At 60.6% G+C, this 26,489-nt stretch carries 28 protein-coding genes, 1 tRNA gene and 1 pseudogene; 14 read left to right on the forward strand and 16 right to left on the reverse strand.

All coding sequences use genetic code 11. The annotated features are described in order from the left end of the window. Positions 1 to 48: 48 nt before the first annotated feature. A complete protein-coding gene (gene eco, locus CW360_RS02650) occupies positions 49 to 522 on the forward strand; it encodes a serine protease inhibitor ecotin (protein WP_101192651.1) in 474 nt (157 codons plus the stop codon). Between the two features lie 19 nt (positions 523 to 541). Here the strand turns inward: eco and CW360_RS02655 are convergent, their stop codons facing one another. Next, positions 542 to 1,378, reverse strand: a complete 837-nt coding sequence (locus CW360_RS02655; protein WP_101192652.1) for a CAP domain-containing protein — start codon at positions 1,376 to 1,378, stop codon at positions 542 to 544. Between the two features lie 146 nt (positions 1,379 to 1,524). On the opposite strand from CW360_RS02655, the gene CW360_RS02660 reads away from it, so the two are divergent. The 5 genes and pseudogenes from CW360_RS02660 to CW360_RS02680 all read left to right on the forward strand — a co-directional run bounded on the left by CW360_RS02660 (position 1,525) and on the right by CW360_RS02680 (position 5,201). Continuing rightward, a protein-coding gene (locus CW360_RS02660) for an IS3 family transposase (protein ID WP_101192653.1) occupies positions 1,525 to 2,675 on the forward strand; the annotation gives its coding sequence in 2 pieces (ribosomal slippage) (positions 1,525 to 1,762 and positions 1,762 to 2,675; 1,152 coding nt in all). 20 nt (positions 2,676 to 2,695) lie between these two features. Continuing rightward, positions 2,696 to 2,968, forward strand: a pseudogene (locus CW360_RS02665) (type II toxin-antitoxin system RelE/ParE family toxin); the annotation flags it as partial. A 17-nt stretch (positions 2,969 to 2,985) separates the two neighbouring features. Continuing rightward, positions 2,986 to 3,273 carry a HigA family addiction module antitoxin gene (locus tag CW360_RS02670; RefSeq protein WP_003108490.1) on the forward strand — a complete coding sequence of 96 codons (288 nt, stop codon included), beginning with the start codon at positions 2,986 to 2,988 and terminating at the stop codon, positions 3,271 to 3,273. Positions 3,274 to 3,401: 128 nt separating this feature from the next. Further along, a complete protein-coding gene (locus CW360_RS17180) occupies positions 3,402 to 3,500 on the forward strand; it encodes a DUF2274 domain-containing protein (protein ID WP_281255598.1) in 99 nt (32 codons plus the stop codon). Between the two features lie 201 nt (positions 3,501 to 3,701). Continuing rightward, entirely contained in the window at positions 3,702 to 5,201 is a 1,500-nt protein-coding gene (locus tag CW360_RS02680) for a Fic family protein (protein WP_101192655.1), read from the forward strand. Positions 5,202 to 5,334: 133 nt separating this feature from the next. Here CW360_RS02680 and CW360_RS17005 read toward each other — a convergent pair whose 3' ends face one another. Beyond that, the gene (locus tag CW360_RS17005) at positions 5,335 to 6,540 is read right to left on the reverse strand and encodes a hypothetical protein (RefSeq protein WP_245874651.1); all 1,206 of its coding nucleotides are present in this window, start codon (positions 6,538 to 6,540) and stop codon (positions 5,335 to 5,337) included. A gap of 291 nt (positions 6,541 to 6,831) precedes the next feature. Beyond that, complete coding sequence (locus CW360_RS02695; RefSeq protein ID WP_101192657.1) at positions 6,832 to 7,068, reverse strand: hypothetical protein; 237 nt, start codon at positions 7,066 to 7,068, stop codon at positions 6,832 to 6,834. 35 nt (positions 7,069 to 7,103) lie between these two features. Here CW360_RS02695 and CW360_RS02700 point away from each other — a divergent pair, with 35 nt between their 5' ends. Then, complete coding sequence (locus tag CW360_RS02700; protein ID WP_101192658.1) at positions 7,104 to 8,303, forward strand: tyrosine-type recombinase/integrase; 1,200 nt, start codon at positions 7,104 to 7,106, stop codon at positions 8,301 to 8,303. 74 nt (positions 8,304 to 8,377) lie between these two features. Here CW360_RS02700 and CW360_RS02705 read toward each other — a convergent pair. From CW360_RS02705 to CW360_RS02750, 10 genes are all read right to left on the reverse strand, one after another. Beyond that, positions 8,378 to 8,454, reverse strand: a tRNA-Pro gene (locus CW360_RS02705). Positions 8,455 to 8,521: 67 nt separating this feature from the next. Further along, a complete protein-coding gene (locus tag CW360_RS02710; protein ID WP_093985236.1) occupies positions 8,522 to 8,881 on the reverse strand; it encodes a MerR family transcriptional regulator in 360 nt (119 codons plus the stop codon). Beyond that, a complete protein-coding gene (ihfA, locus tag CW360_RS02715; protein WP_003282572.1) occupies positions 8,862 to 9,164 on the reverse strand; it encodes an integration host factor subunit alpha in 303 nt (100 codons plus the stop codon). The genes CW360_RS02710 and ihfA overlap by 20 nt, the downstream gene beginning before the upstream one ends. A gap of 3 nt (positions 9,165 to 9,167) precedes the next feature. Then, positions 9,168 to 11,546 (reverse strand): phenylalanine--tRNA ligase subunit beta, encoded by a 2,379-nt coding sequence (gene pheT / locus CW360_RS02720; protein WP_101192659.1) that lies wholly within the window; start codon positions 11,544 to 11,546, stop codon positions 9,168 to 9,170. A 42-nt stretch (positions 11,547 to 11,588) separates the two neighbouring features. Further along, complete coding sequence (pheS, locus tag CW360_RS02725; RefSeq protein WP_101192660.1) at positions 11,589 to 12,605, reverse strand: phenylalanine--tRNA ligase subunit alpha; 1,017 nt, start codon at positions 12,603 to 12,605, stop codon at positions 11,589 to 11,591. Between the two features lie 96 nt (positions 12,606 to 12,701). Then, the gene (gene rplT / locus CW360_RS02730) at positions 12,702 to 13,058 is read right to left on the reverse strand and encodes a 50S ribosomal protein L20 (RefSeq protein ID WP_093985239.1); all 357 of its coding nucleotides are present in this window, start codon (positions 13,056 to 13,058) and stop codon (positions 12,702 to 12,704) included. A gap of 28 nt (positions 13,059 to 13,086) precedes the next feature. Further along, on the reverse strand, positions 13,087 to 13,281 hold the full coding sequence (gene rpmI / locus CW360_RS02735; RefSeq protein ID WP_021701550.1) for a 50S ribosomal protein L35: 195 nt from the start codon (positions 13,279 to 13,281) through the stop codon (positions 13,087 to 13,089). A 60-nt stretch (positions 13,282 to 13,341) separates the two neighbouring features. Further along, on the reverse strand, positions 13,342 to 13,893 hold the full coding sequence (gene infC / locus CW360_RS02740) for a translation initiation factor IF-3 (protein WP_170307351.1): 552 nt from the start codon (positions 13,891 to 13,893) through the stop codon (positions 13,342 to 13,344). Further along, on the reverse strand, positions 13,893 to 15,815 hold the full coding sequence (thrS, locus tag CW360_RS02745) for a threonine--tRNA ligase (RefSeq protein ID WP_101192661.1): 1,923 nt from the start codon (positions 15,813 to 15,815) through the stop codon (positions 13,893 to 13,895). The genes infC and thrS overlap by 1 nt, the downstream gene beginning before the upstream one ends. Before the next feature lie 210 nt (positions 15,816 to 16,025). Next, positions 16,026 to 17,045, reverse strand: a complete 1,020-nt coding sequence (locus CW360_RS02750) for a zinc-dependent alcohol dehydrogenase family protein (RefSeq protein WP_101192662.1) — start codon at positions 17,043 to 17,045, stop codon at positions 16,026 to 16,028. Between the two features lie 172 nt (positions 17,046 to 17,217). Here CW360_RS02750 and CW360_RS02755 point away from each other — a divergent pair, with 172 nt between their 5' ends. The 7 genes from CW360_RS02755 (at position 17,218) to CW360_RS02790 (ending at position 24,980) form a co-directional block, all read left to right on the forward strand. After that, positions 17,218 to 18,135, forward strand: a complete 918-nt coding sequence (locus tag CW360_RS02755; protein ID WP_101192663.1) for a LysR family transcriptional regulator — start codon at positions 17,218 to 17,220, stop codon at positions 18,133 to 18,135. A 126-nt stretch (positions 18,136 to 18,261) separates the two neighbouring features. Beyond that, the gene (mexE, locus tag CW360_RS02760) at positions 18,262 to 19,503 is read left to right on the forward strand and encodes a multidrug efflux RND transporter periplasmic adaptor subunit MexE (RefSeq protein WP_101192664.1); all 1,242 of its coding nucleotides are present in this window, start codon (positions 18,262 to 18,264) and stop codon (positions 19,501 to 19,503) included. 11 nt (positions 19,504 to 19,514) lie between these two features. Further along, positions 19,515 to 22,697: an efflux RND transporter permease subunit gene (locus CW360_RS02765; protein ID WP_101192665.1), complete on the forward strand. Its 3,183-nt coding sequence runs from the start codon at positions 19,515 to 19,517 to the stop codon at positions 22,695 to 22,697. Positions 22,698 to 23,128: 431 nt separating this feature from the next. After that, a complete protein-coding gene (locus tag CW360_RS02775; RefSeq protein ID WP_101192666.1) occupies positions 23,129 to 23,926 on the forward strand; it encodes a hypothetical protein in 798 nt (265 codons plus the stop codon). Next, positions 23,913 to 24,119, forward strand: a complete 207-nt coding sequence (locus tag CW360_RS02780) for a hypothetical protein (protein ID WP_101192667.1) — start codon at positions 23,913 to 23,915, stop codon at positions 24,117 to 24,119. Before CW360_RS02775 ends, CW360_RS02780 begins: the two co-directional genes overlap by 14 nt. 153 nt (positions 24,120 to 24,272) lie before the next feature. After that, a complete protein-coding gene (locus CW360_RS02785; protein ID WP_101192668.1) occupies positions 24,273 to 24,500 on the forward strand; it encodes a hypothetical protein in 228 nt (75 codons plus the stop codon). Between the two features lie 45 nt (positions 24,501 to 24,545). Beyond that, positions 24,546 to 24,980, forward strand: a complete 435-nt coding sequence (locus tag CW360_RS02790) for a hypothetical protein (protein ID WP_101192669.1) — start codon at positions 24,546 to 24,548, stop codon at positions 24,978 to 24,980. Between the two features lie 179 nt (positions 24,981 to 25,159). Here CW360_RS02790 and CW360_RS02800 read toward each other — a convergent pair whose 3' ends face one another. From CW360_RS02800 to CW360_RS02810, 3 genes are all read right to left on the reverse strand, one after another. After that, positions 25,160 to 25,375: a carbon storage regulator gene (locus tag CW360_RS02800; RefSeq protein WP_101192671.1), complete on the reverse strand. Its 216-nt coding sequence runs from the start codon at positions 25,373 to 25,375 to the stop codon at positions 25,160 to 25,162. A 77-nt stretch (positions 25,376 to 25,452) separates the two neighbouring features. Beyond that, complete coding sequence (locus tag CW360_RS02805) at positions 25,453 to 25,977, reverse strand: lysis system i-spanin subunit Rz (protein WP_101192672.1); 525 nt, start codon at positions 25,975 to 25,977, stop codon at positions 25,453 to 25,455. Beyond that, a complete protein-coding gene (locus CW360_RS02810) occupies positions 25,974 to 26,486 on the reverse strand; it encodes a hypothetical protein (protein ID WP_101192673.1) in 513 nt (170 codons plus the stop codon). Before CW360_RS02810 ends, CW360_RS02805 begins: the two co-directional genes overlap by 4 nt. Positions 26,487 to 26,489 lie beyond the last annotated feature (3 nt).

The following is a 26,489-nucleotide window of genomic DNA, read 5'->3' on the forward strand; positions in this document are numbered from 1 at the left end:
CTCACCTAAACGGATACGCCGTGTCAACTCGCTGACCAAGGATACGCCATGCTCAATCGACCACAGCTTCTACTTATTATGGCGTGCAGCCTGCCACTGAGCGCCTGCGCAACGACAGCCGAGACACTTGGCGCCTATCCGAGCACCCTCCCCGGGCTACAGCGCCATGTCATTGAACTGCCCGCCAAAGACCCCGAAAGCGATTACCAAGTAGAGCTGATCGCCGGCAAAACCCTACAGGTCGACTGTAATCAGCAGCGTCTGAGCGGCCAGTGGCAGCAACAGACGGTACAGGGCTGGGGTTATGACTACTATGTGCTGCAGAACGTAGGCCCAGGCATCAGCACACTAATGGCCTGCCCCGAGCAGGAACCACGTGAAGCCTTCGTACAAGTCGCTGGCGAGCCCCTGATGCTGCGCTACAACAGCAAGCTACCGCTGGTCATCTTTGCCCCGCACGATGTCGAGATACGCTACCGACTCTGGTCTGCCGGCCCCACTTGGCCGGCTGCCAGCCAGTAAGCACCCGCTCTACACAGCACTAGGGCGCAGCAAAGAGCGCGGTCCAATAGATACCCGCCGCGCTTTTCGGATCGACCGCATACGCAATGCCAGCCTCGCGGAAACGCGCATTCATCAGGTTGGCGCAATGTGCCGGGCTGTCCAGCCAGGCTTGCAGCACGCGCTGCGGGCTATCCAGGGCAGCCGCCAGGTTTTCACCCACCAGACTGGCACTGTAACCAGCCAACTCCACGCGATCGCCGGGAATACTGCCATCCTCACCACGATGCGCAAAGAAGTTGCGATTGGCCATGGCCCGGCTATGTCCTTCAGCCACCCCTGCCAGCACGGCACTCCAGCGCAGCGCTGGGGCGGCGGCAAACGCTTGCCCGCCACACTGGCGTGCCTGGCTGCGTGCGCTATTGAGCAGCACCAGCAGTGCCTCCCCTTCAGCACGAGGTGCATCCAGCCGGCTAGCCAATAGAGGGCGAGCCAAGACAATACGCCACTCCCGCCCCTCACGACTCAAAGCAAAATCGACAAATTCCGGACTAAGTAGCAGCGAGCAAAAACTGTCACGCAGTGCCTGCATGGCGCCCTGCACATCGCGCGGCCCAGAGAGGCTGATCGCCTGCACACTGGCCATTGGATAGCCTTTGGCTGCCACTTCAGCCTGCAAGTCCCCTGCAGGCTGCAACCCCAAACGCAAACGCTGCTCAGCGAACAACGGCGGCAACGCCTCAAACACCTGCTGCGCACACAGGCGAGGCTCACTGCGGTAGCTATTGACGGCAGCCAACAGCGCCGCCTCATCCGCATCTTGAGCAGAAGCCGCGCTGCACACTCCAAGCATTAGCAAACCAACAAGCCAGCGCATGTCGACACCCCACTCGGCAAAGTTACAAGACTGATTATCGATGGCGCTGTTCAGCGTGCATAGGGTGAATCACCAACCATTAAGTGAATCGCCCCTAGTTTCGTAGACACCTCCAAGCCTCATAATGAGGCCCATCAGGAGGTGCCATGAGCAACCAGCGTTACCCCGAAGAATTCAAGATCGAAGCGGTCAAGCACATCACTGAGCGCGGCTTGCGTGTTGCCGATGTGGCAGAGCGTCTAGGTGTGTCCGCGCATAGCCTGTACGCCTGGGTAAAGCGCTACAGCAAGCCCCAGGCACAGCGGAAGCAGGTAGATGATCAGCAAGCCGAACTGCGTCGTTTGCGCGCTGAACTCAAGCGAGTGACCGAAGAGCGAGACATCCTAAAAAAGGCCGCCGCGTACTTTGCCAAGGAGTCCGGCTGAAGTACGCCGTCATCAGTAAGCTGTCGGTGGAGTACTCGGTACGGCGTCTCTGTCAGATCCTCCAAGTACACCCCAGCGGTTACTACGCCTGGCTGGCCGAGCCGAAATCTGCACGCGCCAAGGAGAATCAGCGCCTGCTCGGGCTGATCAAGCATGCCTGGCTGGAAAGCGGCGGAGTCTACGGCTACCGCAAGATCCACGACGACCTGCGTGAGCTGGGCGAGTCCTGCGGTAAGCACCGCGTGGCTCGCCTGATGCGGACAGAGGGCCTGCGCTCGCAGACCGGTTATCGTCGGCGCCCCGGTTATTACGGAGGTAAGCCGACAGTGGCCTCGCCTAACCGACTGGAGCGGCAGTTCAAAGTCAGTGAGCCGAACAAGGTCTGGGTCACCGACATCACCTACATCCGCACCTATGAGGGCTGGCTGTACTTAGCGGTGGTACTGGATCTGTTTTCTCGCCAGGTGATCGGCTGGTCAATGAAGCCACGGATGTGCAGCGACCTGGCCATCGATGCGTTGCTGATGGCGGTCTGGAGACGCAAGCCCAAGCAGGAAGTAATGATTCATTCCGACCAGGGCAGCCAGTTCAGCAGCTCAGACTGGCAGAGCTTCCTCAAGGCCAACAACCTGATCAGCAGTATGAGTCGACGCGGCAACTGCCACGACAACGCGGTGGCGGAAAGCTTTTTCCAGTTGCTGAAGCGGGAACGTATCCGACGAAAAACCTACGGCACCCGCGAAGAAGCCCGCAGTGATGTGTTCGATTACATCGAGATGTTTTATAACCCCAAACGCCGGCACAGCAGCGCTATGCAGCTATCGCCAGTGGCGTTTGAAAAACGCTATTTCCAGAGCTTGGAGAGTGTCTAGGAAAGCCGGGGCGATTCAGAGTAAGCTTCCGGCACAAAGGTCTACGCATTTTCTTTGAATCTGGCTTAACCAAAGGCATCCGGGCCGACCACGCAAAGCGCCTGGGCCGAATGCTGAGTTTTATGGATAGAGCCAATGAACCCGCCGACCTAGACATCCCCGGTTGGCGGCTACATCCCCTAAAAGGGGAACTGGAAGAGTTCTGGTCACTCACCGTCAATGGAAACTGGCGAGTGATCTTTCGATTCGTGGGTAGCGACATCGAGCTCGTCGACTACCTTGACTACCACTGAACAGGAGGGGGTTATCCATGACCATGTTCAACCCACCGCATCCTGGTGAAACCCTGCTTGAGGACGTGCTCCCCGAACTGGGCATCAGCATTGCCGAGCTTGCCCGCCGCCTTGGTTTTGCGCGGGAATCCCTGTCTCGCATCTTGCACGGCCATGCGCCGGTCAGTCCGGACTTGGCTGTTCGCCTAGAGTTGGCCGGCATCGGCAAAGCTCGCACCTGGCTCGGAGTACAAGCCGACTACGACCTTTGGCAAGCCAGGCATCGCGAACAGCCGCACATCGAACGATTTGCTGCGATTGCTTAGTTCCGTAGCCTGAGCCTTGGCGCCCTCGTGGTAGCGGAACAGGTTGTCAGTGCCACTGGTAAGAATCCTCCCACAGGCACCTTCAGGCGTTGCAACCTGCAGCACGGCAGCCATCAGTCGAATACTCCATGGATTTCGTCCAGAGTGGGCTGACGCTCGTTCCGTACATGCTGGAGGCGTTCATGGCGAGGGATCGGGTGTTCAGGAGACTTGGTAAAACGAGCTGACAACCGAATCGGTTTACCCTGGCTGGCCGCCCGTTAAGCCCTGATAACAAACGTGAGCGAGGTCCTTCGCCCCCAAAGGCACTCGGACGAAATCGGCCTGAATAAATTAAGAAAAAATCAGTAGAATTGAAAAAAATTAAGATTTTCTTGTCTCACTCAAGAAAATCTGGGGGCCAGGGCCAAGCTAAAGGAATTTTTGACATGCACCTAGTCGGTTACGCTTGGCTACGCGAAGCCATGCAACTGTCCGCATTCCCCTTGCATCTGCCAGCGATTGTGCAGCCTGTCACTCGCTTGAAGAAGATAGGCCAGACCTTGGCTGTACCATCTGCCATCGCACCGGCTGCTGATGACTTGCTGGGCCATGTCCTCTTCGCGCTGAAGCATGAGGGGGTCAATCTTGCCATTCTGGCTCAGGCTCTGCCCAAGATACCAGTCGCAGCCCTGGAGAATGCCCTGCAGGAGGCGCCCAACGGCATCTACATTCGCAAGGCGTGCTATCTGAGAGAAGCATTCACCGGCGAGGAGGTTCCTCAGCATGCTCCGGTTCGGGGGGCTTTCGTGCCGCTCTTCGATCCCAAGCGCTACGTGACCTGCCCGGGAACTAGAAACTCCCGGTGGCGGGTGGAATTCAACGGCCTTGGCGACGTGGGTTACTGCGCCACCGTGGAAAGAACCGCCAGGCTGATCGAACTTCAGGAGCACGACATACTTGGCCGGGCGAAAGCCTTCATGGAGTCCCTGCCTCCGGTCATGATGGATCGGGCGATCAACTGGGCCTATTTGCATGAGACCAAGGATTCGTTCGCTATAGAACGCGAAGCGCCGAACGAGGACAAGTCTCGGCGATTCATTCACCTGCTACGCCAGGCACACGAACGCCAGCCGCTGACCGAGGAGTATCTGGTGGCGCTGCAGAACGCCACGGTATCGAACCCTTATGATCTAGCTGCGGCATTCAGGCATGAACAAAACCACCTCGCAGGAGCCCTTCAAGGGGCTGCCGGGGTGACTTACGTTCCTCCACCACCAGAGCTGTGCCGCGAACTGATGAAGCACCTCATGCAGTTTGCGAATGAGGCCCCCACCCAGATCGACCCGCTGGTAGCAGCTGGAATCATTTCCTTTGGTTTTGTATTTCTCCACCCCTTTATGGATGGAAACGGACGCCTATCCCGATTCCTGATCCACCAGGCACTTTGCCGCGCAGGCGCCTTGGAGAACGGCCTGCTACTGCCAGTGTCGGTGGCAATGAAACGTGAGGAGCGCCTGTATCTGGAGGCCCTGCAGGGATTCTCCCGCCCAGCCCGGGATTTCTGGGATGTGCAGTGGATCGACTTTGGCAAGTTGGCTTTCGACTTCCGGGGAGATGCAGCGATCTACCGCTACTGGGACGCAACTGCCTGCGTCATCTTCACCATGGAAATGGCTCAGCACGCCCTGGAGGTCGAACTCCGCGAAGAAGCCGCTTTTCTGGAGTGCTACGACGCCGTCTACAGGGCTGTGGATGAACGATTCGACATCCGCGGCAGCGACTTGGCGAATCTGGTGATGATGTGCCTAACCAATGATGGCTTTGTTTCGAAGCACCGTCGTAAGCAATACCAGTACACGGTACCCACTGAAGTCTTCGACTACATAGAACAGACTGCCCAGCAGGTTCTTAGCGAGCAACACGCGGCTCGAGAAACACGTCAATAGCCGCATCTTTTTATCGTTTAGGCGAGCTGAAAAAACCAATGCATTCAGAGCAGGCAACAGGTTTAAGAAACATAAAGAATGCTAACCATCAGTGAGCATTCTTTATGTTTCTTAAACCCAGACAGAATCAGTTTCAGCGCTCCCGCGGCCCCTTCCATTCCAGCAACGCCTGAAGCGGATCCAGCTCACCAACAAGCTCACGCGCTTGGGCGAGCTTATCCATAGCAATGCATCGCGCGGCTTCGGGCAGATTCGAAACGGAGCTCTCCGCATCACTGAAAAAGGCCTGGATCCGCTTTATGTCATCCCACTGCTTGATGGCACTCAACAAATCAGCTCTCGCCTGCTCCCTTGCCTCGTTTTGACGTCGAATCCGTTCTCTCTCCTCGAGCCGGCGTAACTGCTCCCTCCACTCCTGCTGCCGAATCCTGGCCTGCTCCTCGGCCTCTTCTACCAATCGGGCAATTACAGGCGCGGCGTCCGTGAGTTGCTGGACGATCTCATCCAGCTGGCCACGCAGCTGGCTTTGCTTGACCTCCTTCCAACTTTGAGACCAATCCGCACCTGGGTAGGGAGAGAAAGCCCTTATGCATAGACGGCCGGTCGCGAAGTCCATTCGGGTCGTCCAGTTCCAGGTTGAACTCAAGCGGCGTAGTTGCTGCGCCGAGATCTTCGAGGTAGGGATGTACTCACCATCGATATTCCGAGCCTCCGATTCCTCTGTCATCTCAAACAGCGTCAGCCCGATGGCAACCGTCCCGACGAAAACCACTGTGGGCTTGGAGGGTGACCACAACGCCGGATACCGGTGCCTTGGTTTCTTGGGTGGGTGCTCATGCTCATCAAACGAGGCACGGGCATAGGTGCGGTCACTCGGAGCAAACATCACGCGATGGCCGGCAGCCTCCAACTTGAGAAACAGCTGATTAGCAAGCTTGAGGGCAGGCTCAAGTTGCGATTTGGTCACCACAACATCTACCAGGCGCTGCTTCCCGGGCTTGAGGAAGCCCTGGTCGATGACGCGCCCCTGCTCAAAGACTTCATGCGCCCCCACAACAACAGGGTGCTGCCTTGATCGTGATATCCGGAGCTGTTCAGGCCTGATTTTACGCGGCACCGGTGCCTTCGGAGCCGGTTGAGAAACAGCACCAAGAGCATCTCCCCTGCGCCAGACCTGAAGATCACCAGGCCCAGCCTCAGGCAGCGGTGGCTGAGGACTTGGTATTCCATTCTCCAGCTTTACCCAGTGTCCACGCGGCGGCCGCGGGACATTCATGCGGGCACACACGCGCGCCAAGAAGCTGGAAGAAACACGGTGGTGATCCGCGATCTTGGTCATGGGACGCCGCCACACCTCTGCGTACATCTCCTCACGACTGACTGGGCCACCAGGGCTGGAACCAGGTTGCTGGGCTACCTCTTCGGAAGACACGTATCAATCCTCAAGCCTGATATCGCCGACCAGCCAACGGCTGGCCATACGCCACGATCCATCAGGTCAAACCGAACCAAAACGGTTGTTGTACCAAACCCTCCCCAGCCCCCTCCACCACGTTGTTCGCCCGGCGAGCAACGGACAGCATCTGCAGAACGGATCAGGGTCGATAAGGAGGCGATATTCATGCCCGCATCATCTGAACAGATAGCCGCACGCTTGATCAGCTGCCCACCCCGAATCTTGCGAGCCAGTGCGGCCCCCACCTACCTCGGCATGTGCCGCACAGAATTCAACAAAACCGTCCGGCCTTACGTGCGGGAATTCCGCATTGGCGTGCAAGGCATCGGCTTTGATCGCGAAGAGCTGGATGCCTGGGCAGACGCCTACATCGACCGGGCCATCATTGAAAAGGAAGGTGCCAAGGGACATGATCACTCCCGCAGCGAGCGCCAAGGAGAAAAACCATGGCGCGAAAAACCATTAGCGGCCTCTACCAAAGGAACGGGACCTGGCACATCGACAAGGTCTTCAGAGGTCAGCGAATTCAGGAAAGCACTGGATCAAGCGATAGGAAGGAGGCAGAGCAATACCTGATACACAAGCTGGAAAAGCTCCGGGAACAGAAGATCTACGGCATCCGTACGATCAGAACCTGGCGGGAAGCCGCTACGCGTTACCTGACCGAGTACAGGGATCAGCCGTCGATAGGCCTCACAGCCATCTATCTGGAGCAGTTGGACCCGTATATTGGCGACCAGCCTCTGACTCATGTCGACGACGAGACCTTGGCCCCCTACATAAGGGATCGACTCAAGAGCAGCAGAACCAGCGATGGCAAGTTGAAGCCTGGCGTCTCACACCGCACGGTGAACATCGCCTTGGAGCGCGTCATACGCATCCTGAACCTGTGCGCCCGAAAATGGCGTGATGAGCAGAAGCGTCCCTGGCTCGACGTTGTGCCGATGGTCACCAAGCTGGAAGAGAAGAAGACGAGGCGACTCCCCTACCCTATGTCCTGGGAAGAGCAGTCGACTCTCTTCGCCGAACTGCCTGATCATTTGCGCCGCATGGCCCTGTACAAGGTCAACAGCGGCTCACGCGAACAGGAGGTTGTGAAGCTTCGCTGGGATTGGGAGATACCGATTCCTGAGCTCAACACCAGCGTATTTCTCATACCGGCGGATTTTGGTGGCCGACATGAGAGCTCCGGGGTCAAGAACGGCGACGAGCGGCTCGTGGTGCTCAACAGCGTAGCCAAGTCGGTGATCGAGGGGCAGCGCGGGCTTGATCCGGTCTGGGTATTTCCTTACGGACAACCCGATCGAAACGGCAAGGCCACTCCAGTTCACCGGATGAACGATTCGGCATGGAAGAAAGCCAGGGTCAGAGCAGCGAAGAAGTTCCAGGAGCGTTTTCTGCGTCCTGCTCCACCTGGATTTGCTTCGATCCGCGTTCACGATCTGAAGCACACCTTCGGTCGAAGACTTCGGGCAGCGGGTGTGACGGAGGAAGACAGGAAGGCTCTGCTGGGCCACAAGAGCGGCAGCATCACCAGTCACTATTCAACCGCCGAGCTGGGCAAACTGATCGATGAAGCCAACAGGATTTCGGCTACCGACTCGCGTGGGCCGGCCCTGACAATTTTGAGGAGGATGGCAGGATGAAAAAAAGTCCCGCAAAAGTCCCTGATACAAAAAAGCCTGGTCATCACTGACCAGGCTCTAATGTAGGGATTTTTTGGTCGGGACGGAGTGATTCGAACACTCGACCCCTTGCACCCCATGCAAGTGCGCTACCGGGCTGCGCTACGCCCCGACTGTGCTTCGTTCTTGCTGAAGCGAGGCGAACTATACATTAAGCTGCTGAAAAGTGGAAGATTTTTTCAGGCTTTACGAAGCACGTTAAGCAAGTCTTCCAGTTCTACTATCATCTGACGCAGCATCTGTTTGTACTGCGTGGTGTCATCCTTCGCCTCATCTCCCGACAGTCGCTGGCGAGCGCCGCCGATGGTAAAGCCTTGATCGTATAACAGCGCACGAATCTGGCGAATCATCAGCACGTCCTGGCGCTGATAGTAACGCCTGTTACCACGGCGCTTGACCGGATTGAGCTGAGGAAACTCCTGCTCCCAATAACGCAGAACGTGGGGTTTTACGGCACAAAGTTCGCTGACTTCACCAATCGTGAAGTAACGTTTGCCGGGTATGGGCGGCAGCTCGTCGTTATGACTTGGTTCCAGCATACGCCTCAACTCTGGCTTTCAATTTTTGCCCTGGACGAAAGGTGACCACACGGCGAGCCGTTATCGGGATTTCTTCACCGGTCTTGGGATTTCGACCTGGCCGCTGACGCTTGTCGCGCAGGTCAAAATTGCCGAAACCGGACAATTTGACCTGCTCGTTATGCTCCAGGGCCTGGCGGATTTCCTCAAAGAACAGTTCTACCAGTTCCTTGGCTTCCCGCTTATTCAGGCCAAGCTCTTCATAAAGACGTTCAGCCATTTCAGCTTTCGTCAGAGCCCCCATACGCTACTTCCTTAACGTGGCGTTGAACCTTTGTTCGAGCGAGGTGAGGATATTTTGCGTTGTAGTGTTCACCTCATCGTCGTTAAGAGTGCGCGATGGATGCTGCCAGGTCAAGCCAACGGCAAGGCTTTTTCTTTGTGGATCAATACCTTTACCGTGATAGACGTCAAACAGTCTGAGGTCGGTCAGACAATCGCCTGCGGCTTCACGGATTACCGTTAACACAGCATCGGCCGGGATATCCTTGTCTACCAGCAGCGCCAGATCACGCCGCACTTCCGGGAAACGCGACAATTCGCGGAAGGCCGGCATGCGACCTTCGATGACCTGGCTTAGCAGCAGCTCAAAAAGAAAGACCGGCTGTTCGATATCCAGACGACGTGCCAGCTCCGGGTGCAAGGCCCCCAGATAGCCCACCAGCTGTCCTTCACGCTCAATACGCGCGGTCTGCCCAGGATGCAACGCCGGATGCTCACCCGGTACGAAACGGAAAGCACCCGCCGCGCCCGCACTACCCAGCAATGCTTCGACGTCAGCCTTGGCATCGAAGAAATCAACCGTTTCCTTACCGTGCGCCCAGGCTTCCGGCAGGCGCGCTCCAGTAATCGCACCTGCCAGCATGGCCTCTTGCTTCAGCTCGCCGAGTTGACCGACAAAGCGCAGACCGCTCTCGAACAGGCGAACGCGGTTTTGCTGGCGATTGAGGTTGTGTTGCACCACCTTGATCAGCCCTGGCCACAGCGAAACACGCATGGCAGCCATGTCCGCCGAGATGGGGTTAGCCAGCTGCAGCGGCACCACGCCCGGATTGAAGAGTTCGAACAACTTCGGATCGATGAAGCTGTAGGTGATGGCTTCCTGATAGCCGCGTGCCACCAGCAAGCGGCGCAACACTGGCAGTTCGGCGCGAGCTTCAGCCTTGCTTTGCGGAGCCAGGCGGGCTTGCGGATAGCGCACGGGCAGGCGGTTGTAGCCATAAAGCCGACCAAGCTCTTCGATCAGATCTACTTCAAGGCTGATGTCAAAGCGGTGACTCGGCACGCTGACCAGCCACTGAGCGGCGTCTTGTGCGACCACCCCGAGGCCCAACGCAGTAAGCAGGCGCTCGACCTCGGTGCCGTCCATCTCCATGCCGAGCATCTGGCTGATGCGGTCGGCACGCAGGGTGATCGGCGCGACATTCGGCAGATCGGCAGCGCTGGTCACTTCGATGATCGGACCGGCCTCACCACCAACGATTTCCAGCAGCAGCGCAGTGGCACGTTCCATCGCCTGGCGCGCCAGCTGCGAGTCCACACCACGCTCAAAGCGGTGCGATGAATCGGTATGCAGACCGTAGGAACGAGCCTTACCGGCTACTGCGATGGTGTCGAAGAAAGCGCTTTCCAGGAACAGGTCACGGGTTTTGTCACTCACGCCACTGTGTTCACCACCCATCACGCCTGCAATGGCCAAGGCACGCTGATGATCGGCGATCACCAACGTATCGGCGCGCAAGCTGACTTCCTGGCCGTCCAGCAGAACCAGCTTCTCGCCCTCCTCCGCCATACGCACACGGATGCCGCCATTGATCTCGGCGAGGTCGAAGGCGTGCATCGGCTGGCCGAGCTCGAGCATCACGTAGTTGGTGATGTCAACGGCCGCATCGATGCTGCGGATATCGGATCGACGCAGGCGCTCAACCATCCACAACGGAGTAGGCCTGGACAGGTCGACGTTACGAATGATGCGCCCAAGGTAGCGTGGGCAGGCTTTAGGGGCCAGCACGTCGACGGAACGGACTTCATCATGGACGGGCGCAACGGGCGCAACGGGCACCGCTGTGACCTGCGCGCCGTAGATGGCACCGACTTCGCGGGCCAAGCCGGCCAGCGACAGGCAGTCGCCACGGTTGGGAGTCAGGCCAATCTCGATGCTGGCATCGTCCAGCCCCAGGTAGCTGCGGATATCCTGACCGACTGGGGCGTCCGCCGCCAGCTCCATCAGGCCGCTGTTGTCGTCGCTGATCTGCAACTCCGAGGCCGAGCAGAGCATGCCCTGCGATTCGACACCGCGCAGCTTGGCCTTCTTGATCTTGAAGTCACCCGGCAATTCGGCGCCGATCATCGCGAAGGGAATCTTGATACCGGCACGCGCATTGGGCGCACCGCACACCACCTGAAAGGTCTCGCCACCATTGCTGACCTGGCACACGCGCAGCTTATCGGCGTCCGGGTGCTGTTCGGCACTGAGGATCTCGCCTACCACTACGCCGCTGAACTGGCCGGCAACCGGGATCACCGCGTCCACTTCCAGGCCGACCATGGACAGGCGGGCTACCAGTTCGTCACGCGACACCGAGGGATTTACCCAGCTGCGCAACCATTGTTCACTGAATTTCATCTTGTCTGTTCTCCTTCAACGATTCGGTAACAAGCAGGCGGCCTAGCGGAATTGCGCCAGGAATCGCAGGTCGTTATCGAAGAACAGGCGCAGGTCGTTCACGCCGTAACGCAGCATGGCCAGGCGCTCAACACCCATGCCGAAGGCAAAGCCGGAGTACTTCTCCGGATCAATGCCGCTCATGCGCAACACGTTCGGATGCACCATGCCGCAGCCCATGACTTCCAGCCAGCCGGTCTGTTTGCAGACCCGGCAGCCATGGCCAGAACACATCACGCACTGCATGTCGACCTCGGCCGACGGCTCCGTGAAAGGGAAGAACGAGGGGCGGAAGCGCACGCCCAGCGGTTTCTCGAAGAACACCCGGAGAAACTCCTCGATGGTGCCCTTGAGATCGGCAAAGCTAATGTCCTGATCGATCAGCAGGCCTTCTACCTGATGGAACATCGGCGAATGGGTGATATCGGAGTCGCAGCGATAGACACGCCCCGGGCAGACAATGCGGATCGGCGGTTGCTGGCTTTCCATGGTGCGTACCTGCACGGGCGAGGTATGGGTACGCAGCAGCATGTTGGCATTGAAATAAAAGGTATCGTGCATCGCCCGCGCCGGATGATGGCCGGGAATATTGAGTGCTTCGAAGTTATGGTAGTCGTCCTCGACTTCCGGCCCCTCTGCGACGCTGTAACCAATGCGCGTGAAAAACTGCTCGACACGCTCCAGCGTGCGCGTAACAGGGTGCAGACCACCCGACACCTGGCCGCGGCCCGGCAGGGTCACGTCGATCTTCTCGGCAGCCAGCTTGGCAGTCAGCGCAGCCTGCTCAAGGGAATCCTTGCGACTGTTAAGAGCATCCTGCACCTGGCTTTTTGCCGCATTGATCAGTGCACCAGCCTGCGGGCGCTCTTCAGCCGACAGTTTGCCAAGCGTCTGCATCAGGACTGTCAGCTCGCCTTTCTTGCCCAGGTATTGAACCCGGAGCTGTTCCAGGGCATTCACATCTTCGCTGTGTTGCACGGCCTCAAGCGCTTGCGCGACCAGTGCATCGAGGTTTTCCATCGAGGGGACTCCAGATACGAAATAGGGGAAGAGCCCAAGGCTCTTCCCCTATTGATGACGTTGTGCACCGGGCAAGCCCGGTGATTGTCGTAGGGATCAAGCCAGAGCGGCTTTGGCCTTTTCGACAATCGCAGCAAACGCCGCTTTTTCGTTCACTGCCAGATCAGCCAGAACCTTACGATCGATTTCCACGGTCGCCTTCTTCAGGCCGGCAATCAGGCGGCTGTAGGACAGACCGTTCTGACGAGCACCGGCGTTGATACGAGCGATCCACAGAGCACGGAACTGACGCTTGCGCTGACGACGGTCACGGTAGGCGTATTGGCCGGCCTTGATCACCGCCTGCTTGGCAACGCGGAACACGCGGGAGCGCGCGCCGTAGTAGCCCTTGGCGAGTTTCAGAATTTTCTTGTGACGAGCACGGGCAATAACGCCACGCTTAACACGAGCCATGAGTAACTTCCTCTAAAATCTTGACCGATTAACGAACGCGCAGCATGCGCTCGACTTTTGCCTTGTCCGACGGATGCATCAGCTCGCTACCGCGCAGTTGACGCTTACGCTTGGTGGACATCTTGGTCAGGATGTGGCTCTTGAAGGCGTGCTTGTGCTTGTAGCCCGCAGCAGTCTTCAGGAAGCGCTTTGCAGCGCCGCTCTTGGTTTTCATCTTTGGCATGTTTAGTACTCCGCATTCATTAACAACTGATAACCATCAGGCCTGCCAGTGCCCGGGAGGTTATTTACGCTTCTTGGGAGCGATGACCATCATCAGCTGGCGTCCTTCCAGCTTAGGATGCTGTTCAACGGTACCGAGTTCAGCGAGGTCAGCTTCGACCCGCTTCAACAGTTCCATGCCCAGTTCCTGGTGAGCCATCTCACGGCCGCGGAATCGCAGAGATACCTTGGCCTTGTCCCCATCTTCAAGGAAACGTACCAGGTTGCGTAGTTTTACCTGGTAATCCCCTTCTTCCGTCCCTGGACGAAACTTGATTTCTTTAATCTGTTGCTGGTGCTGGTTCTTCTTGGCAATGGCAGCTTGCTTCTTCTTCTCGAAGAGATGCTTGCCATAGTCCATGATCCGGCATACCGGCGGCACGGCGTCGGCAGAAATTTCAACCAGGTCAAGCTTGGCTTCGTCGGCAGCGCGCAGCGCTTCGTCGATGGATACGACGCCAATCTGTTGACCATCGGCACCAATCAGTCGAACTTCACGCGCCGTGATATTTTCATTGATCGGCGCCTTGGGTGCAGCTCTTCTGTCCTGTCTCATTTCACGCTTAATAATGATTACTCCGAATCTTGGCGACCACGCCGGGAAACCGCTTGCTGCAATTGCGCCATGAAGGTTTCCAACGGCATGCTGCCGAGGTCTACACCTTCACGGGTACGCACAGCAACGGATCGTGTCTCAACTTCCCGATCTCCAATAACCAGAAGATAGGGAACCTTGAGCAAAGTGTGCTCGCGGATTTTAAAGCCGATTTTTTCGTTTCTCAAGTCAGCTTTGGCACGGAACCCGCTTCCGTTGAGAGTTTTCTCGACTTCCAGAGCAAATTCCGCCTGTTTGTCGGTGATATTCATGACCACCGCCTGGGTGGGCGCCAGCCAGGCAGGGAATGCACCGGCGTAATGCTCGATGAGCATACCGATGAAACGCTCAAAGGAACCGAGGATGGCGCGGTGCAGCATCACCGGACGCTGGCGGCTGTTATCTTCAGCGACAAAACTGGCATCCAGACGCTCAGGCAGGTTCGGATCGTACTGCAGGGTGCCGCACTGCCAGTTGCGCCCCAGGCAGTCACGCAGGGTGAACTCGATCTTCGGACCGTAGAAGGCACCCTCGCCCGGCTGGTATTCCCAGGCCAGGCCGGACTCGTTGAGCGCCTCGGCCAGCGCACCTTCAGCACGATCCCACAACTCGTCGGAACCCACGCGCTTGGCCGGTCGGGTAGACAGCTTCATAGCGATGTCGGTAAAGCCGAAATCACCATAGACCTTGAGGGTCAGCTTGATGAAATCCGCCGCTTCCTTCTTCACCTGCTCTTCGGTGCAGAAGATGTGCGCATCGTCCTGGGTGAAGCCACGCACGCGCATGATGCCGTGCAGCGCGCCGGACGGTTCGTTACGGTGGCAGGCACCAAACTCAGCCATGCGCAGCGGCAGGTCGCGGTAGGACTTCAGGCCCTGATTGAAGATCTGCACGTGGCACGGGCAGTTCATCGGCTTGACCGCGTAGTCGCGGTTCTCCGAGGAGGTGGTGAACATGTTCTCGGCGTAATTCGACCAGTGGCCGGACTTTTCCCAAAGGATGCGGTCGACCACCTGCGGCGTGCGCACCTCGACGTAGCCATTCTCGCGCTGCACCTGACGCATGTACTGCTCAAGATTCTGGTACAGGGTCCAGCCGGCCGGATGCCAGAAGACCATGCCCGGCGCTTCTTCCTGGGTATGGAACAGGTCGAGCTGCTTGCCGATGCGCCGATGGTCGCGTTTCTCGGCTTCCTCGATACGCTGGATATAGGCCGCCAGCTGCTTCTTGTCGGCCCAGGCGGTGCCATAAATGCGCTGCAACTGCTCGTTCTTCGAGTCGCCACGCCAGTAGGCACCAGAGATGCGGGTCAACTTGAAGGCTTTGAGGAAGCGGGTATTCGGCACGTGCGGGCCACGGCACATGTCGACGTATTCTTCATGGAAATACAGGCCCATCTGCGTCTCGCCGGGCATGTCCTCGATCAGGCGCAGCTTGTAGTCCTCGCCACGCGCCTTGAACAGTTCGATCACCTCGGCCCGCGGGGTCATCTTCTTGATGACGTCGTAGTCCTTGTCGATCAGCTCGGCCATGCGTTTCTCGATGGCAGCCAGATCGTCGGGGGTGAAGGGCGTGTCGGTGGCGATATCGTAGTAGAAGCCTTCCTCGATCACCGGGCCGATGACCATCCGCGCACTGGGGTACAGCTGCTTGACCGCATGGCCGACCAGGTGCGCACAGGAGTGACGAATGATCTCCACGCCCTCCTCGTCCTTGGCTGTCAGTATCTGCAGCGTGGCGTCCTCGCTGATCAGGTCGCAGGCATCGACCTGGCGACCGTTGACCTTGCCGGCGATGGTCGCCTTGGCCAGGCCGGCACCGATGGACTGGGCAACTTCGAGAACGCTGACCGGCTTGTCGAATGTACGCTGACTGCCGTCGGGAAGAGTAATGATGGGCATGGCGCCTCCTCTCCTAGTGGTGACCCCTACCAAAGGTCACATGGGTTGGGATGAGCCAGGAAGCGATTCAGCCGCACACCTGTCCAACCATGACAGGAGCCCTAGGGCCAGGCAGTACCAAACCAGAGTCACTGGAAAATATAGAAAGCCGCAGACAGCCATTCAGCCGCCGCGCGATAAAGCCGGCGATCCTAGCACAGCCCCTCATTTTCATGCCAGGCGCATCACCACCCGTCCGCCGGCTGGACAGGTCTCCATGAAGCGGCAGGCCTCAATGAAATCCTCGAAATCGAATACCCGCGCAACGCTGGGCCTCAGCAAACCCTGCTCGGTCAGCTGATTGATACAAGCCAGGGCTCGCCGCACCGCCGCCTCATCCCTCGGCAAGCCCAGCTCGGGCTGACCGGTAAAGTCCAGCACGCAGTGGCGAAAGAATTTCAGGTGTTTCTTGAAGGCCGCACAAGCCGGGAAACTGGCGTCGTTACCGCCGTAAACACCGTACAGAATCAGCTTGCCGCGAATGGCCGCGACATCACCCAGCAATTTCATCTGCGGGCCAGCACACTGGTCAAGGACCACCTCGACACCTTCCCCAGCGGTATAGCGCTCGACCTCCATCACCAGATCCTGCTGTTCGGTGTCGATGACCTTGGCCGCCCCCAGGCTGTGCAAGTAGCCAGCAAAACACCCCTCACGCGTCGCGGCGATCACCTCTGCACCGAGTGCTACGGCCATTTGCACCGCCTGAGGAGCCAGACAATGCGCCGCCTCAGTAATCAGCACGCGCTGTCCAGGCTGCAGCCCAGCCAGTTCGACCAAGGCAAAGTACGCGAGCATGTAGGAGGCATAGTGCACAGACGCCTCCTCAGGGCTGAGTAGCGCAGGGTAGCGAGTCAGTGCACTGGCCGGACGCAGCACCCAATCGCCCCAGGCGGGATACTGGTTTGGACTAAACGTGGGAAAACTGGCCACCGCCATGCCCGGAGACAGCTCACTGACCCCTTCACCAACGGCCTCGACCACACCCGCCATCTCTACGCCAATGCCGCAAGGTAGCTTTGCCACCTGATCCGGCACCAGGTTCTGTCGCCAGAGCATGTCATACCAGCCCACCCCGAGCGCCTGATTACGCACTAGCACTTCCCCCGGCCCAGGCTGCGGCGTATTCATGTGTTCAAGGCGCAGCACGCTGGCATCACCGAACTGGTGGAAGCGGATCATGCGGGACATTGCCAACCTCGTCATGTTGTGCGGAGTTTTCAACTCTATCTGCCCGGCCCACTGACCACCAGCAGCCCGCATTGATAATCACCATGTCTGTCGATGATTAGGACCTCCCGGCAGGCTTGACGACGTCCATGCCAGGCCGCACCTTTCGTTCTCTGCCTAGGGAAAACCCGTCATGAACCGCAACGACCTGCGTCGCGTCGACCTGAACATGCTGATCGTCTTCGAGACCCTCATGCATGAGCGCAGTGTCACTCGTGCTGCCGAAAAGCTGTTTCTGGGGCAACCAGCCATCAGTGCCGCACTAGGACGGCTGCGCAACCTGTTCAACGACCCCCTGTTCGTGCGCAGCGGACGCAGCATGGAACCCACGGCACGGGCGCGGGAAATCTTCGCGCTGTTGACACCCGCCCTCGATTCGATCTCCAGCGCCGTAAGCCGGGCAACCGACTTCAACCCTGCTACCAGCCAGGCAGTATTTCGCCTGGGCTTGTCCGACGATGTTGAGTTCGCCCTACTACCGCCCTTGCTACGCCGACTACGCGCGGAAGCACCCGGCGTTACCCTGGTGGTACGTCGCGCCAACTATCTGTTGATGCCGGGTTTGCTCGCTTCCGGTGAGATCAGCGTAGGCGTCAGCTACACCGAGGAATTGCCCGCCAATGCCAAACGCAAAGTACTACGTCGCAGCGTGCCCCGTCTGCTGAGAGCCGACAGCATACCTGGCAACCTGTCGCTGGATGACTACTGCCACCGCCCCCATGCCCTGGTCTCCTTCGCTGGCGATCTCAGTGGTTTTATCGATGAAGAACTACATAAGCTGGGGCGCAAACGTCGCGTAGTTCTCGCCGTACCCCAGTTCAGCGGCCTGGGAGCGTTGCTGGCCGGCACCGACCTGCTGGCCAGCATTCCCGACTACACGGCCAGCGTTCTACAGGCCGGCGGCGGCCTGCGCGTGGAAAACCTGCCACTGCCTGCCCCCAGCTTCGAGCTGCATATGGTCTGGCCCGGCGTACAAGACACCGACCCGGCGGAGCGCTGGCTACGCTCGCGCATCCAGATGTTCTGTGCCGATCCCGACAGTCTTGGCTGAACGCCTGCCTGCGATCAGTCGACAACATCATTCAGACTGATAAACACCTTCGCTACATTCGATTCGTCGTCCTACAGCTCTCCACGCAGACCCCGCCCCCCAGCCCCTTGCCCTGCGGAGTCCTTCATGCAACCTGTCCTCCATCCTGTTCATCACTGGCTAGCTGTGTTACTCGGCAGTTTGTTATTGAGCGGATGTGGCGAGGCGCCACCGACTCCTTCAGCAGCTAGCGCAGCCCAGGTCAGCGTGGCCGAGGTGATCGAACAGCCGATCAATGAATGGGACGAGTTCACCGGACGCCTGGAGGCGCCCGAGTCGGTCGAGGTGCGCCCACGCGTCTCCGGCTACATCGACAAGGTGGCCTTCGACGAAGGCAGCCTGGTGAAGAAAGGCGACCTGCTGTTCCAGATTGACCCGCGCCCGTTTCAAGCCGAGGTCAAGCGCCTGCAGGCGCAGCTGCAACAGGCCCGCGCCAGCCAGACCCGTGCTGCCAACGAGGCCCGCCGTGGCGAGCGCCTGCGCCAGAGCAACGCCATCTCCGCTGAACTGGCCGACGCCCGCGCCAGCGCCGCCACCGAGGCCCAGGCCGCGGTCGCCGCGACCCAGGCCGAGCTGGACAACGCCCTGCTCAACCTCAGCTTCACCCGCATCACCTCGCCGATCGACGGCCGCGTCAGCCGCGCCGAGATCACCGAGGGCAACCTGGTCGGCGCCGGCCAGTCGCTGCTGACCACCGTGGTTTCCACCGACAAGGTCTACGCCTACTTCGACGCCGACGAGCGCGTATTCCTCAAGTACGTCGAGCTGGCCCGCCGGGCCGGCAGCGACGCCCGCGGCGCCAGCCCGGTGTATCTCGGCCTGTCCAGCGAAACCGGCCACCCGCATGAGGGCCAGCTGGACTTCCTCGACAACCAGGTCAATCCGCGCACCGGCACCATCCGCGGCCGCGCCGTGTTCGACAACCGTGACGGACGCTTCACCCCCGGCCTCTATGCGCGCCTCAAGCTGGTCGGCAGCGGCACCTACCCGGCCGCGCTGATCAAGGACGAAGCGGTCGGTACCGACCTGGGCAAGAAATTCGTCCTGGTCCTCGACAAGGACAACGCCGTGCAGTACCGCGCCATCGAGCTGGGCCCGAAGCTGGAGGGCCTGCGTATCGTGCGCCAGGGCCTGGCCAGGGGCGAGAAGATCGTGGTCAACGGCCTGCAGCGTGCCATGCCCGGCGCCATCGTCGACCCGCAGGCCGTGCCGATGGCCGACGAAGCCACCCTCGCCCAGCTGGCGCGTCTGCGCCAGGCCGTGGATGGCCGCGACGCGCCACGCGTGGCCGAACAGCACGCCAAGTCCAGCAACGCACCGCGCGGCTGAGGTAGAACGCCATGAACTTCTCCCAGTTCTTCATCAAGCGGCCGATCTTCGCCGCCGTGCTGTCCCTGCTGGTGCTGATCGCCGGTGCGATTTCGCTGTTCCAGCTGCCGATCAGCGAGTACCCGGAAGTGGTGCCGCCCACCGTGGTGGTACGCGCCAACTTCCCTGGCGCCAACCCCAAGGTGATCGGCGAGACCGTCGCCTCGCCGCTGGAGCAGGCCATCACCGGCGTGGAGGGCATGCTCTACATGTCGTCGCAGTCCACCGCCGACGGCAAGCTGACCCTGACCATCACCTTCGCCCTCGGCACCGATCTGGACAACGCCCAGGTGCAGGTGCAGAACCGCGTGACCCGCACCATGCCGACCCTGCCCACCGAGGTGCAGCGCCTCGGCGTGACCGTGGACAAGGCCTCCCCCGACCTGACCATGGTGGTGCACCTGACCTCGCCGGATCAGCGCTACGACATGCTCTACCTGTCCAACTACGCCGCGCTCAACGTCAAGGACGAGCTGGCGCGTCTGGACGGCGTGGGTGACGTGCAGCTGTTCGGTATGGGCAACTACTCGCTGCGCGTGTGGCTCGACCCGAACAAGGTGGCCTCACGCAACCTCACCGCCACCGATGTAGTCAACGCCATTCGCGAGCAGAACCGCCAGGTCGCCGCCGGCGCCCTCGGCGCGCCGCCCTCGGATGCCGGCAACAGCTTCCAGCTGTCGATCAACACCCAGGGCCGTCTGGTCAGCGAGGAAGAGTTCGAGAACATCATCATCCGTGCCGGTGACGATGGCGAGATCACTCGCCTCAAGGACATCGCCCGCGTCGAGCTGGGTTCCAACCAGTACGCCTTGCGTTCGCTGCTGAACAACCAGCCGGCCGTGGCCATCCCGGTATTCCAGCGCCCCGGCTCGAATGCCATCGAGATCTCCGACGCCGTGCGTGCACGCATGGCCGAACTGAAGCAGAGCTTCCCGCAGGGCGTGGACTACGAGATCGTCTACGACCCGACCATCTTCGTCCGCGGTTCCATCGAGGCGGTGGTGCACACCCTGCTCGAGGCCGTCGTGTTGGTGGTGCTGGTGGTGGTGCTGTTCCTGCAGACCTGGCGCGCCTCGATCATCCCGCTGGCCGCCGTACCGGTATCCCTGATCGGTACCTTCGCGGTGATGCACCTGTTCGGCTTCTCGCTCAACGCCCTGTCGCTGTTCGGCCTGGTGCTGGCCATCGGCATCGTGGTGGACGACGCCATCGTGGTGGTGGAGAACGTCGAGAGGAACATCGGCCTCGGCAAGTCGCCGGTGGAAGCCACCCGCCAGGCCATGAAGGAAGTGACCGGGCCGATCGTCGCCACTGCACTCGTGCTGTGCGCCGTGTTCGTGCCAACCGCATTCATCTCCGGCCTTACCGGGCAGTTCTACCAGCAGTTCGCCCTGACCATCGCCATCTCCACGGTGATCTCGGCCTTCAACTCGCTGACCCTGTCGCCGGCCCTGGCCGCCGTGCTGCTGAAGGATCACCACGCGCCGAAGGACCGTTTCTCCAGGGTGCTGGACAAGCTGTTCGGCGGCTGGCTGTTCAACCCGTTCAACCGCTTCTTCGACCGCGCCAGCCATGGCTATGTCGGCACCGTGAAGCGTGTGCTGCGTGGCAGCTCCATCGCCCTGCTGGTCTATGGCGGCCTGCTGGTACTCGGCTACCTGGGCTTCTCCGGCACGCCGACCGGCTTCGTGCCGCAGCAGGACAAACAGTATCTGGTCGCCTTCGCCCAGCTGCCGGACGCCGCCACCCTCGACCGTACCGAGGATGTGATCAAACGCATGTCGGAAATCGCCAGCAAGCACCCGGGCGTGGAGAACACCGTGGCCTTCCCGGGCCTGTCGATCAACGGCTTCACCAACAGCCCGAACAGCGGCATCGTGTTCACCCCGCTCCGGCCGTTCGACGAGCGCAAGGACCCGAGCCTCTCGGCCAATGCCATCGCCGCCGAGCTGAATGCCCAGTTCGCCGAGATCCAGGACGCCTACATCGCCATCTTCCCGCCGCCGCCCGTGCAGGGTCTCGGCACCATCGGCGGCTTCCGCCTGCAGGTAGAGGATCGCGGCAGCCTGGGTTACAAGGAACTGTACCAGCAGACCCAGAACATCCTGGCCAAAGCCCGTGCACTGCCGGAACTGGACCCGATGTCGCTGTTCACCAGCTACCAGGTCAACGTGCCGCAGATCGACGCCAACATCGACCGCGAGAAGGCCAAGACCCACGGTGTGGCCATCAGCGACATCTTCGACACCCTGCAGGTGTACCTGGGCTCGCTGTACGCCAACGACTTCAACCGCTTTGGCCGTACCTACCAGGTCAACGTCCAGGCCGAGCAGCAGTTCCGCCTGGAGCCGGAGCAGATCGGCCAGCTCAAGGTGCGCAACAACCGTGGCGAGATGATCCCGCTGTCCACCTTCGTCAAGGTCGACAGTGCCTCGGGCCCGGACCGGGTGATGCACTACAACGGCTTCCTCACCGCCGAGATCAACGGCGCGGCGGCCCCCGGCTACAGCTCCGGCCAGGCAGAGGCGGCGATCGCCAAGCTGCTCGATGAGGAACTGCCCAACGGCATGACCTACGAATGGACCGAGCTGACCTACCAGCAGATCCTCGCCGGCAACACCGCGATCTTCATCTTCCCGCTTTGCGTGCTGCTGGCCTTCCTGGTGCTGGCCGCCCAGTACGAGAGCTGGAGCCTGCCGCTGGCGGTGATCCTGATCGTGCCGACCGTGCTGTTCTCCGCCATCGTCGGGGTGATCCTGACTGGCGGCGACAACAACGTGTTCACCCAGATCGGCTTGATCGTGCTGGTGGGCCTGGCGTGCAAGAACGCCATCCTCATCGTCGAGTTCGCCAAGGAGAAACAGGAAGAAGGCCTCGACCACATGACCGCCGTGCTGGAAGCCTGCCGCCTGCGTCTGCGCCCGATCCTGATGACTTCCATCGCCTTCATCATGGGCGTGGTGCCGCTGGTGCTGTCGTCCGGCGCCGGTGCCGAGATGCGCCATGCCATGGGCGTGGCGGTGTTCAGCGGGATGATCGGTGTGACCTTCTTCGGCCTGCTGCTGACCCCGGTGTTCTACGTGCTGATTCGCGCCTTTGTGGAGAAACGCGAGGCGCGCAGAGCCGAGCAGATTGCTCACCAAGGACGGACATGAAGCCTTGATGGACGCCGCAGCCACTGCCATGCAACACGCCACCCTGCGCGCCCGTCACACGCGGCGCGCAGCTGCACATACACTCAGCAAAGCGTAACGCCCACAGCAGATGAGGTTTTTCCAGGCCATGCAAAGCAAAAAGGGCGACCCTTATGGGTCGCCCTTCTAAGCCCCGCGCTAGACGGGTTTTGTTTGGTAGGCACAATTGGACTCGAACCAACGACCCCCACCATGTCAAGGTGCCGGCCAGCCAAACGCAAGCAACTGATTTACAAGGGAATCCGCACGTTTTTTGGTACTTCAAAAACAAGCGGGCGCACTAGAAAAATCAACAACTTGCAACTGTATTTTCTTACAGTGACCGCACAGGTAAAGCGCCCTGCTTCCCGGTGACGACTGTCGCCACCTCATAAAACCGACAGGAGCACAACATGCTCACAGCCCCGCAACTCGCGTGGACGGCTGCAGGCTGCCCGCGTCCCAATGAAAAGTACAAGCTCAGCCCATCCATCGGAATCTGCTCGACCTGCGGCACAGCCATAGACGGCGAGGCCGTGGCGATCAGCGAGATCGACAGCAAGGCGTTCTCTAATCACTCCGAGTCGTTCCGCTTCGGAGGCACTCACACCTGCCTAGGCTGTGCATGGATGTATGGCATGGGCAAGGGCAAGCCAGGCAACTACATCGCCGTCCCTGCCCGATTCGAGCAGGCAGTAATCAGCCTGGAGTCGGTTGTCGAGGATAAGCGGCCATGGCTGACGATCATCCGTGAGATCGCCGACCTGCCGCCGGACACGCCGGTCAGTGCGGTGCTGACCACGGACGTGAAGATACGCCTATGGGCGCGCGCGCGCCTCGCTACGGTCGGGCGCTTCGGTCTCTATGTCCACTGCCCAGACTACGACATCAGCCAGCATATCGACTGCGACCTTCGCGACCTACTGAAGATCATCGACACGATGCTGCCAATCCTTCGGGCTGGATTCGCCAAGGCCAGCATCTGGTACGGCTTGTACCGAGACCATGCCCGGATGACCAAGAACATGGACTGCGCCCCCGAGTGGGAATCGCAGCTCCAGAAAGTGCGCGGTAACCCCGCGTTTCTGCCAGCGCTCTTGATGGCTGGCATCACCAAAGAGGAGAAAACCAATGACGCAAAGCGCAGCACAGCTGCTGCCCATCGCTCACTGGCAGCCTGCCGACGTCTGGGCATACATGCTGACCCATGACCTGCCCAGGCTTCGCATCTACGATCTGGCCGACGACCCGGAGCGCGCCCGCTCAGAGGTGGCCTTTGCCACCATCGGCACCAGCGCCGATGCGATTCGACGGCATGGCGCCTGGCAACAGTGGGCGCGCTGCTACCCGCAGTTATGGGCTGCCTGGGTTGCCGAGTGGCCCGACATCCGGCAGCTCGCCTGACGCGATCACCCGCCCCTGGCATGAACACCAAACCCGACGAGCGGTCGTTCTCGGCGTTGCGTTACACGTTTAAGCGTGTATATTAAGACCCATGGAAGGCGCAGCGCCAACCACCGCCCCGGCGGAACCGGGATTCCTGATAGGAGCAACATCATGGAAATGCAAATCAACTCTCGCAAGCTGGGCCGCACCATCACCTTCTCTCGCCCTGGCGCCAGCTACATCTTTGCCGACCTGAACGGGAAGTCGGGCACCTTGGGCTGCCAGATTTGCAGCGGCGGCGGCACCATGGGATCCACACTCTCATATGACGGCGATGATCAAGCGCAGTTCGAGGCCATCTGCCGCCGCTGGTATCGCGCGCACGTTCGCGGCGAGTGACCGTCAAAGCCCGGCTCTGCCCGGGCTTCCTCGTTGGGCTGAACCATGACCGACTCCCTGATCCACCTGCGCATTCCGGCGGCCACCAAAGGCCTCTGGGTTCGCGCATCGCGCGCCGCCGGCCAGCGGCTGACCGACTACATCACCACCGCCGTGGAGACCTATATGCAGCAACAGAGCGCCAGAATAGCCATACCGGATGACATGGATTTCAGCGAGTTGCGACTGGCGCGCGACGCTGACGGCGCGGTGAGTTTCGACTGGGCGGTGATCGAGCGCATCTGCCGCGCCAGCAATCTGCCCGTCGAGCTGTTGCGCGAGGGCCCAGAGGACAACGTCGCAGGCCTGCTGATCGGCTGGTACTGCGCCCACCGCGAGCGTGGCGGCAACACCGACCCGGTGGCCGAGGATTTACTCGCCGAGGTGCAGGCCGAGGATGCTGCCGGCCAGACGTACAGCCACGCGCCAGGGCGCGCCTGATGACGGCGGAACAGTTTTCCGCCCTGGCTGAGCTGCTACGCCTGCGCGGCGGCGCGAGCCAAGAAGCGGCACGGCTGGTGCTGGTGGAGCAGCTAACGCCCGCAGAGGCAGCCAGAGCAGCAGGATGCTCGCCTCAGGCAGTCAGCAACGTGCTGGCCAGCTGCCGCCGAGGCCTAGAGTTAGCACACGCAGCTGTCGGTCACTAACTCACCCCGCATGATGGTCACCGCCGGCGGCGCATCGATGGCGATGCGGGCGGCGTGGCCGGTGCTGTCGATCAGGGTGATGGAGATGCCGTCGCGCAGTTGGCGTAGCAGACGCTCGGGGTCTGTGCCGGGTGCGATGGTGAGGTGCACAGTCTCGCCAGGGCGGCGGCTGAGTACGAGATAGCCCATGGGTAAACCTCCGTGGTTGTGGGTTGCCTGAGCGTAGGTGATGGGCCCCACAGTGCAGCTGCGGGGCGTGCGATGGGTCACGGTTTTGCGGTGGCAGTACGAACCCAGTCCTGCAGGGCGGTGAGGCGAGCGCGGCACTGGTCGGCGCGGCCGGTTACTCGGACAACACCTGCTGCAGTTGCTGGGTGTAGGTCTGCTCGGGCTCCGGCTCCATCATCCAGGCGGGCGGGGTCGGCATTGCCGGGCATTCCACCGGCACAAGCTGGAGCGGCGAGGCGGACTGACAGCCGGCGGTGAGCGCCAGCCAGATCAGCAGACAGGCGGTCGATCGTTTGTTGCGCATGGGTTAGCTCCTGGTAGTGCTGGTTGTCGACGGCGGACAGCGCCTGGGTGAGACGCTGCTGGGCGGCCTGTTGTGTGGCCAGCTGGGTGGCAGCTGCGCGGCTGATTTCTGCGAGGGTGTCTGCATGCACCCGCTCGGCGACCGCGAGGCGCGCCTGCCAGCGCAGGCCGTTGAGCCATGCACCGGCACAGGCAGCCGCCAGCAGCGCGCCAGCCACCAGCACCCCCACCGCCGCCAGGCGGTATCGATCAGGGATCATGGCAGCACCTCACGCAGGGCGGCGGCGTAGTTGCGGCCCCATTTGGCGCGCAGCTCGGCGCGCTGGGCCGGGGTGCCTCGGGTGTAGGCACCAGGGCGCCAGGTGCGCAGGTAGAGCTGCCAGCCGCCCTCTACGTCCTGCAGGGCAGGCAGTGGCGGGCGGTCTGTCCACATGAGCAGGCGGGCCAGCGCGGCATCGAGCGCGTCATCCTCGCCGGCCAGCGCCTCCTGCACGGCAGCTGGCGTTGGGTTTACACCCCGGGCGCGGCACACCTGGGCGGCCAGGTCGCGGGTTTGTACGTGGCTCAGTACGCCAGCGGTACCGCCGCCCTGCTCGAACTGCCACAGCCCCCGGGCGGGGCCGCGGATCTGCCGTTGATGGATCAGCAGCGACTCCTGCAGGCCGATCGCCAGCAGCAGCACCTCAGCCTGCTGGCCCGACATGCGGGCAGGCAGCAGCGCAAGAGCCGGCCGGATGGCCTGCTCCCGGATTCGGGATAGCGTTGTCATGGT

Source organism: Pseudomonas fluvialis, from assembly GCF_002835605.1.
Classification (GTDB): Bacteria; Pseudomonadota; Gammaproteobacteria; order Pseudomonadales; family Pseudomonadaceae; genus Aquipseudomonas; species Aquipseudomonas fluvialis.

Bases quoted from the DNA above. Each gene is read 5' to 3' on its own strand.
- eco (WP_101192651.1), top strand. From the start codon at position 49: ATGCTCAATCGACCACAGCTTCTACTTATTATGGCGTGCAGCCTGCCA.
- CW360_RS02655 (WP_101192652.1), bottom strand. From the start codon at position 1,378: ATGCGCTGGCTTGTTGGTTTGCTAATGCTTGGAGTGTGCAGCGCGGCT.
- CW360_RS02670 (WP_003108490.1), top strand. From the start codon at position 2,986: ATGACCATGTTCAACCCACCGCATCCTGGTGAAACCCTGCTTGAGGAC.
- CW360_RS17180 (WP_281255598.1), top strand. From the start codon at position 3,402: ATGGATTTCGTCCAGAGTGGGCTGACGCTCGTTCCGTACATGCTGGAG.
- CW360_RS02680 (WP_101192655.1), top strand. From the start codon at position 3,702: ATGCACCTAGTCGGTTACGCTTGGCTACGCGAAGCCATGCAACTGTCC.
- CW360_RS17005 (WP_245874651.1), bottom strand. From the start codon at position 6,540: ATGACCAAGATCGCGGATCACCACCGTGTTTCTTCCAGCTTCTTGGCG.
- CW360_RS02695 (WP_101192657.1), bottom strand. From the start codon at position 7,068: ATGTCCCTTGGCACCTTCCTTTTCAATGATGGCCCGGTCGATGTAGGC.
- CW360_RS02700 (WP_101192658.1), top strand. From the start codon at position 7,104: ATGGCGCGAAAAACCATTAGCGGCCTCTACCAAAGGAACGGGACCTGG.
- CW360_RS02710 (WP_093985236.1), bottom strand. From the start codon at position 8,881: ATGCTGGAACCAAGTCATAACGACGAGCTGCCGCCCATACCCGGCAAA.
- ihfA (WP_003282572.1), bottom strand. From the start codon at position 9,164: ATGGGGGCTCTGACGAAAGCTGAAATGGCTGAACGTCTTTATGAAGAG.
- pheT (WP_101192659.1), bottom strand. From the start codon at position 11,546: ATGAAATTCAGTGAACAATGGTTGCGCAGCTGGGTAAATCCCTCGGTG.
- pheS (WP_101192660.1), bottom strand. From the start codon at position 12,605: ATGGAAAACCTCGATGCACTGGTCGCGCAAGCGCTTGAGGCCGTGCAA.
- rplT (WP_093985239.1), bottom strand. From the start codon at position 13,058: ATGGCTCGTGTTAAGCGTGGCGTTATTGCCCGTGCTCGTCACAAGAAA.
- rpmI (WP_021701550.1), bottom strand. From the start codon at position 13,281: ATGCCAAAGATGAAAACCAAGAGCGGCGCTGCAAAGCGCTTCCTGAAG.
- thrS (WP_101192661.1), bottom strand. From the start codon at position 15,815: ATGCCCATCATTACTCTTCCCGACGGCAGTCAGCGTACATTCGACAAG.
- CW360_RS02750 (WP_101192662.1), bottom strand. From the start codon at position 17,045: ATGTCCCGCATGATCCGCTTCCACCAGTTCGGTGATGCCAGCGTGCTG.
- CW360_RS02755 (WP_101192663.1), top strand. From the start codon at position 17,218: ATGAACCGCAACGACCTGCGTCGCGTCGACCTGAACATGCTGATCGTC.
- mexE (WP_101192664.1), top strand. From the start codon at position 18,262: ATGCAACCTGTCCTCCATCCTGTTCATCACTGGCTAGCTGTGTTACTC.
- CW360_RS02765 (WP_101192665.1), top strand. From the start codon at position 19,515: ATGAACTTCTCCCAGTTCTTCATCAAGCGGCCGATCTTCGCCGCCGTG.
- CW360_RS02775 (WP_101192666.1), top strand. From the start codon at position 23,129: ATGCTCACAGCCCCGCAACTCGCGTGGACGGCTGCAGGCTGCCCGCGT.
- CW360_RS02780 (WP_101192667.1), top strand. From the start codon at position 23,913: ATGCTGACCCATGACCTGCCCAGGCTTCGCATCTACGATCTGGCCGAC.
- CW360_RS02785 (WP_101192668.1), top strand. From the start codon at position 24,273: ATGGAAATGCAAATCAACTCTCGCAAGCTGGGCCGCACCATCACCTTC.
- CW360_RS02790 (WP_101192669.1), top strand. From the start codon at position 24,546: ATGACCGACTCCCTGATCCACCTGCGCATTCCGGCGGCCACCAAAGGC.
- CW360_RS02800 (WP_101192671.1), bottom strand. From the start codon at position 25,375: ATGGGCTATCTCGTACTCAGCCGCCGCCCTGGCGAGACTGTGCACCTC.
- CW360_RS02805 (WP_101192672.1), bottom strand. From the start codon at position 25,977: ATGATCCCTGATCGATACCGCCTGGCGGCGGTGGGGGTGCTGGTGGCT.
- CW360_RS02810 (WP_101192673.1), bottom strand. From the start codon at position 26,486: ATGACAACGCTATCCCGAATCCGGGAGCAGGCCATCCGGCCGGCTCTT.